This window comes from Deinococcus sp. Leaf326 (assembly GCF_001424185.1).
GTDB lineage: Bacteria > Deinococcota > Deinococci > Deinococcales > Deinococcaceae > Deinococcus.
On sequence record NZ_LMOM01000067.1, the window covers coordinates 1 to 6,240 of the forward strand.

A 6,240-nucleotide genomic window follows, 5' to 3' on the forward strand; every position below is an offset into this window, starting at 1 on the left:
CCACGTCGCTGGGGTAGCCCTGCCGGATCATCCACGCATTCTGCTCTGTCCCAACTCCAGCGCCAACACTTCAAATCAGTTCTTGGCGGCCTCTAGCCTCGGCTCAACGGCTCTGTAACGTCAGGCGCTCGCGGACGAGCGGCCCCACCTCCTGACCAAGCAACTCGATGGCGCGCAGCATCTGCTCATGCTTCATCACCACGTTCGTCATCTGAAACGTCAGGCGAGACACGCCTCCCAACACCTTATGCACATGTACGGCCTTGTCTACCACGTCTTGAATGCCCCCAATCAGGTACGCCCCGGACGGGCCACATTCTGCATCGAACCGGGCACGTGACGGCGCCGGCCACCCCCGCTCCCGTCCAATGGTTTCGATCATGCGCGCGTACCCCGGATAGAACGCGTCGCGCGCCGCCTGTGATGTTTCCGCCACAAAACCAAAGGCATGTATGCCTACCCGCAACGCCTCCTCCGGGTGCCCGGCCGCCTTGCCCGCCTGGCGATACAGGTCGACCAGCGGCCTGAACCGCCGGAAGTCCCCACCGATGATCGCCACCATCAGCGGCAGTCCCAGCCGCCCGGCCCGCACGAACGATTCCGGCGTACCGCCCACGCCCACCCAGATGGGCAGCGACGGCTGCTGTGGCCGCGGGAATACGCCTTGTCCCGAGAGCGGGGCGCGGAAGCGCCCCTGCCAATGCACATGAGGGTCATCGCGGAGTTTGAGCAGCAGGTCGAGCTTCTCCGCGAACAAAGCGTCGTACTCATGCAGGTCCAGACCAAACAGGGGGTAGGCCTCCACGGAGGAGCCGCGCCCCACGACAATCTCCGCGCGGCCACAGGAGATCAGGTCAAGCGTGGAGAACTGCTGGAACACCCGGACGGGATCGTCAGCGCTGAGGACGGTCACGGCGCTGTTGAGCCGAATCCGCTTCGTGCGGGCGGCGGCAGCTGCCAGGATGACGGCGGGCGCCGCGTCGAGGTACTCCTGACGGTGATGTTCCCCGACGCCGAACGAATCGAGGCCAACCTCGTCGGCACGCTCGATTTCTTCAATGAGGTGATTGAGGCGGTCCGCCCCAGAAAGGGTGAGGCCGGTGTCGGGATCAGTCACGATGGCGGCGAAGCTGTCGATGCCAATTTCCATAGGTCTCCTCGCTGTCAGTCCTTCTTCACACAACTGACATTGACAAGCATACACTTTAGTCCTAAAGTGTCCATATGGCGAACACTCCCCCTCACCCAGCACATCGGCGCGCCCGCACTGGTCGGCCCGCGGTGGCGGCCTGGCTGAGGATGGTGCGCCTCACCCAACAATTCGGCAAGGCCTGGACCCACATCCTCAAAGCGCATGACCTCAGCCCCGCACAATTCAATGTCATCGCTACGATCGGCGGCCAGCCCGGGTTGACCCAAGGTGACCTGAGCAAGAAGCTCCTCGTGACTCAGGGGAACATTAGCCAGTTGCTGCTCCACCTGATCCAGCGTGACGTGATTGAGCGACGGCCGGCCGGAAAGGAGAAACGACTGCATCTGACCGCCCATGGACAGGCCCTGTTTAACGAGCTGGTCCCATCTCACGAAGACTGGCTGGTGGAGCAGTTCTCGTCCCTCACCCCCGAAGAGCAGACGCAATTGGCCGCCATGCTGCGGCGCCTGGAGCACTCAGCCACATGAGGTGACGCGCCTCACCACGTCCGTCTACCCCAGATCACTCATCACCCCATTCCAGCACGTTTCATCCACTGTTCTGATCATGACTGAATCCCAACCCGGTTTCTTCCAGCGCTTGCTGGCCCAGCTCTACCGCCGCCCCACCGCCGAAGCTATCCCCGCCACTCAGGAGAACACCATGACCAACCCGAAGATCGCCATCATCATCAGCAGCACCCGCGCCCCCCGCTTCGCCGACAAGCCCACCCAGTGGTTCTACAACATTGCTTCGCAGCGCACGGACATGGACTTCGAAATCGTGGACCTGCGTGACTTCCCACTGCCCTTCTTCGACGAAGTGGCCTCCAACGCCTGGGCCCCCACTCAGAACCCAGTCGGCGTCCAATGGCAGCAGAAGCTCGCCCAGTTTGACGGGTACGTGTTCATCACGGCCGAGTACAACCACGCGCCCACTGGCGTACTCAAGAACGCCCTGGACTACGCCTATCCCGAATGGAACAAGAAGCCCGCGGCGTTCGTAGGCTACGGCTCGGTGGGAGCGGCACGCGCAATTGAGCAGCTGCGCCAGATCGCGGTGGAACTCCAGATGGCGCCCATCCGCAGTGGCGTACATATCCAGGGTGCGGACTTCTTCGGTGCCTGGCAGCAGGGCCTGGCCCTGGAAGACATGGCCCATATTCAGCCCAGCGTGCAGGCCATGCTCGAAGAACTCGCCTGGTGGAGCAAGGCCCTCAAAACTGCCCGCGAAGCCACCGTCAACAGCTGAACCCCAGAGGGAGAGGGAGGCGGGGTGGACCCCTGCCTCCCTCTCCCTGTATCGTCCGCGCGCTTCCCTAACCCTGTCTGGTGATCTTCTATGACGTCTGACTCCTCCACCCGTTTTTCCCCTCCTGGGGTCGCCCGCAAGGTTGACATTGTCGTCATTGGTGCGGGGCAGGCCGGCCTTTCGGCTGCGTACCATTTGCAACAGTTGGGCTTCGCACCGCACCGCAATTTCGTCATCCTCGACAGCTCGCCCGCACCCGGCGGGGCATGGCAGTTTCGCTGGCCAACCCTGACGCTCAGCACGGTCAACCGCATTCATGACTTGCCGGGGCTGCCCTTCTCCGACACAGTCGATCCGGCCAAGACACAGGTCAGAGCAAGCGAGGCTGTTCCACGGTACTTTGCGGCGTACGAGCAGACGTTTCAGTTGCCGGTGCTTCGCCCCGTGCGGGTGGCCCTGGTCAGGGCCCACGGCGAACGCCTGAAGATCGAGACAGACCGCGGAGACTTCTCCGCACGGGGCATCATCAACGCGACGGGGACCTGGGAGACGCCGTACATCCCGGAGATCCCCGGGGCTGACCGCTTCCGTGGGCGGCAACTGCACACGCATGACTACCGCACTGCTCAGGAGTTCGCGGGGCAGCACGTCGTGATCGTGGGTGGAGGCATCTCGGCAATTCAGTTGCTTGATGAAATCTCTCAGATCACCAGCACGACGTGGGTGACGCGCCGTCCACCCGTGTTCCGCGAAGGGCCGTTTGATGACACCGCTGGACGCGCGGCTGTCGCGCTGGTGGAGGACCGGGTCAGGCGCGGCCTTCCGCCCCACTCTGTGGTTTCCGTAACAGGGCTGCCAGAGACACCAGCGGTGAAAGCGATGCGGGCCAGGGGCGTGCTCAGGCGTCTTCCGATGTTCGACGAAGTGACCGAGCACGGCGTGCGCTGGGTGGATGGGTCATCGGTGCGGGCCGATGTGATTCTGTGGTGCACCGGGTTTCGGAGCGCGCTCGACCACCTGGCGCCGTTGATGTTGCGCGAAGAAGGGGGGATCCGGATGACGGGGCGCCTGGCAACACAGGTCGCGCGGGACCCCCGGGTCCACCTGGTGGGATATGGTCCGTCAGCATCGACGATCGGAGCGAACCGCGCAGGTCGGGCTGCGGCCACAGAACTGATGAAATTGTTCAGTCTGCCTGTGTCAGAAGGGCAGAGCTGAGCCCCTGACGCTGCTGCTCGCGGCGCACGCGGCGCGGACCCAGGGTGTGCAAGTGGGGGCAGGGGCCATCGTCCGGGAGACTGGGGAAGACGACCTGGCTTTTTCCCTGCGGGTCCTCGCTGCCCTTCAGGGCACGCTGCCGACAGCGAAGGCTCCAAACGGACGCACCTTGCACGTGCTCGACCAGGGCACAGGGCCGCTTAGGGAGGGTGACCTGCTTGTGGAGATGCGCCCCGACACGTCCGGGCAAGGCCGGGACCTGCGCACACTCGTCAGTGGCCCCCAGTGAGTCGATCAACCACCAGATCCTTTGACCACCAAGTCAGGAGGCCGGCCGCCCGGAGGGCCACAGTGAACGGCGCATCGGCGCTCGCCTCGGCTATCCAGCGAAATCGGATCGACGCGGGAGCGGATGCGCTTGACGAAATTCGACAGAGAGGGAGGGTACGACCTTGCCGACGTGTTGCGCTCAGACGAGGTCGTATCCTCCTGGGTGCCTGCTGATCAGGAGGCTTCTGGTTCCGGTGCGGTCCTCGATGCGTCGGCTTCGGTGAACCCCCCAGTGGGCAGGGTGTGAGCAGGTTCGTGCTGGTCAACGAGGAGGTTCAGAATGCGCCGGAGATGCTCGCGGTCCTCAGGGGCGAGGTGCTCCTCGAGGACTTGTTCCATCGTGCGAATGCGTGGCCACAACTCCTGAAGGACACGGTCGCCCTCGGGGGTGATGGTCAGGAGTCTGCGACGTTTGTCGTTGGCGCAGGACGTCCGCTGCACCAGGCCCGCCTCCTGGAGCCGGGCGACGACGTTGGCGGTGGTGTTTTTGTCGAGGGCAGCCAGTGTGCCAACGGTCTGCTGGTCGTGTCCGGGTTCGGCGGCAATGATGGTCAGGAGAGTGAATTGTGGGCGCGTCACGGTGCTGGAGACGTCGGTGTACCAGCGCTGGGAATGCATGTGGTTGAGGCGGCGCATGACGTGCCAGGGCGAGTTGAGGTCCACGGCCTGCAGGCGGGTGGTGATGGACATGGTGGAGACAGTGTACCAAGCTTGCCAACACTTAGTACGTATGCGTATCATTTAGTACGCACACTCATCAACTGTGGGTGTTTCGAAGGAGCGAGTATGACCACCCTGCGCACCCGCGCCACCCTGCTCATCGGCAGCAGCTTCACGATCATGGCCGCCGCCGCCATTGCCCCTGCCCTCCCCAACATCACCCACCACTTCCGCGACGTTCCCAACGCCGACCTGCTCACCCGCCTGCTCCTCACCATCGTGGGCCTGTCCATCGCCCTCACCGCGCCAGCCATCGGCCTGCTTCTCGACCGCGTCGGCCGCAAACCCGTCCTGGTCGCTGCCCTCCTTATCTATGTCTTGGCCGGCACCAGTGGCCTGTACCTCACATCCCTGCCCGCGCTAATGCTGAGCCGCGCCATCCTCGGCATCGGTGTCGCGGGCCTGATGACCTCCCTCCAGGCCCTCGCCGCCGACCTCTTCCAGGGCCAGGACCGGAGCCGCTTCATCACGCAGCAGTCCGCGTTCAGCAGCCTGGGCGGGGCGCTGTTCATTCCTCTGGCGGGCTTCCTCGCGACTCTCAGCTGGCGCGCTCCGTTTTTCACCTACCTGCTGCCTCTGCTGCTGATCCCTTTCGCGCTGCGCCTACCCCACACCCAGGCCTTCCACCAGGCGAAGGAGCAGCTCGGCCGCACCTTCACCCGTATCCCCTGGACGCCTATTCTGACCGGGTACGCTGCGGTGTTTCTCTTCATGCTGGTGTTTTACCTGGCGCCCTCTCAACTGCCCTTTCACCTCAGCCATCTGGGGATCCCGCCCCTCCTCACGGGGGTCATCATGGGCGCAGGCACCCTGGCGAGCGGCATTTCCGGGCTGCTCTACGCCCGCCAGGCCAGGCAGACGGCCCATGCGCGCGCCGCAGCCCTGGGGTTGCTGCTGATGGTCATCGGCTGGGCCGGCATCGCCTATGCCACCCAGCCCACTCTGCTTGTTCTGAGCCTGCTCGTCGGCAGTCTTGGTGCGGGCGTCACCTTGCCCAACCTGAACGCCTGGATCGCGCACCTCGCCCCCTCCCACGCCCGCGGCCGACTCATCGCAGGCTTGGCCAGCAGCACGTTCCTCGGTCAGTTCCTGTCGCCCGTAGCCGCTCAACCCCTAGTCCACGCGCACGGCATTCCCACGGCCTTTGCCTACGGCACCCTCCTGATGGCCGCATTGAGTGCTGCCCTGTTCGCTGTGCCCGCCCAGTTGGGCACGACCCAACCGCTTCAGGCCTCGACCTCTGGCGATTAGGGTCCATGCGGCTCAGCGTGGATCACCAGCTCTTTAAGCTCCCCTGCCACATCGATTGGCGCTGAAGGAGGATACGAAGTGCCCGCCTCTGTCCCTTCACTGACCTTTTAAAGTGCGTCTGAAAAAGGTCAGGGCGGGGACTTTGCCAACCGACGCACCATCAAACAGATCATGACTTCGTACACGAGGTTCTCAGCGGTTTCGACCAAGGCCTCGTCGTCCCTCGCCATACGTCTGGATTTCCCCAACCAGGCGAACGTCCGCTCCACCACCCAACG

The 6,240-nt window shown here is 64.0% G+C and carries 7 protein-coding genes; 5 read left to right on the plus strand and 2 right to left on the minus strand.

Annotated elements, in window-relative coordinates; all coding sequences use genetic code 11:
* Positions 1–103: 103 nt before the first annotated feature.
* The gene (locus ASF71_RS19115) at positions 104–1,150 is read right to left on the minus strand and encodes an Atu2307/SP_0267 family LLM class monooxygenase (protein ID WP_056303082.1); all 1,047 of its coding nucleotides are present in this window, start codon (positions 1,148–1,150) and stop codon (positions 104–106) included.
* Between the two features lie 74 nt (positions 1,151–1,224).
* On the opposite strand from ASF71_RS19115, the gene ASF71_RS19120 reads away from it, so the two are divergent.
* From ASF71_RS19120 to ASF71_RS19135, 4 genes are all read left to right on the plus strand, one after another.
* Entirely contained in the window at positions 1,225–1,680 is a 456-nt protein-coding gene (locus tag ASF71_RS19120; RefSeq protein ID WP_082506205.1) for a MarR family winged helix-turn-helix transcriptional regulator, read from the plus strand.
* Positions 1,681–1,759: 79 nt separating this feature from the next.
* Positions 1,760–2,443 (plus strand): NADPH-dependent FMN reductase, encoded by a 684-nt coding sequence (locus tag ASF71_RS19125; protein ID WP_235514619.1) that lies wholly within the window; start codon positions 1,760–1,762, stop codon positions 2,441–2,443.
* A gap of 90 nt (positions 2,444–2,533) precedes the next feature.
* Complete coding sequence (locus ASF71_RS19130) at positions 2,534–3,661, plus strand: NAD(P)-binding domain-containing protein (RefSeq protein WP_056303086.1); 1,128 nt, start codon at positions 2,534–2,536, stop codon at positions 3,659–3,661.
* Positions 3,662–3,707: 46 nt separating this feature from the next.
* Complete coding sequence (locus ASF71_RS19135) at positions 3,708–3,950, plus strand: hypothetical protein (protein WP_056303088.1); 243 nt, start codon at positions 3,708–3,710, stop codon at positions 3,948–3,950.
* A gap of 215 nt (positions 3,951–4,165) precedes the next feature.
* On the opposite strand, the gene ASF71_RS24235 is transcribed toward ASF71_RS19135, so the two are convergent.
* Positions 4,166–4,681: a MarR family winged helix-turn-helix transcriptional regulator gene (locus ASF71_RS24235; RefSeq protein ID WP_056303090.1), complete on the minus strand. Its 516-nt coding sequence runs from the start codon at positions 4,679–4,681 to the stop codon at positions 4,166–4,168.
* A gap of 96 nt (positions 4,682–4,777) precedes the next feature.
* On the opposite strand from ASF71_RS24235, the gene ASF71_RS19145 reads away from it, so the two are divergent.
* Positions 4,778–5,962 (plus strand): MFS transporter, encoded by a 1,185-nt coding sequence (locus tag ASF71_RS19145; protein ID WP_056303092.1) that lies wholly within the window; start codon positions 4,778–4,780, stop codon positions 5,960–5,962.
* Positions 5,963–6,240: the final 278 nt, after the last annotated feature.

Bases quoted from the DNA above. Each gene is read 5' to 3' on its own strand.
- ASF71_RS24235 (WP_056303090.1), bottom strand. From the start codon at position 4,681: ATGTCCATCACCACCCGCCTGCAGGCCGTGGACCTCAACTCGCCCTGG.
- ASF71_RS19130 (WP_056303086.1), top strand. From the start codon at position 2,534: ATGACGTCTGACTCCTCCACCCGTTTTTCCCCTCCTGGGGTCGCCCGC.
- ASF71_RS19115 (WP_056303082.1), bottom strand. From the start codon at position 1,150: ATGGAAATTGGCATCGACAGCTTCGCCGCCATCGTGACTGATCCCGAC.
- ASF71_RS19145 (WP_056303092.1), top strand. From the start codon at position 4,778: ATGACCACCCTGCGCACCCGCGCCACCCTGCTCATCGGCAGCAGCTTC.
- ASF71_RS19120 (WP_082506205.1), top strand. From the start codon at position 1,225: ATGGCGAACACTCCCCCTCACCCAGCACATCGGCGCGCCCGCACTGGT.
- ASF71_RS19125 (WP_235514619.1), top strand. From the start codon at position 1,760: ATGACTGAATCCCAACCCGGTTTCTTCCAGCGCTTGCTGGCCCAGCTC.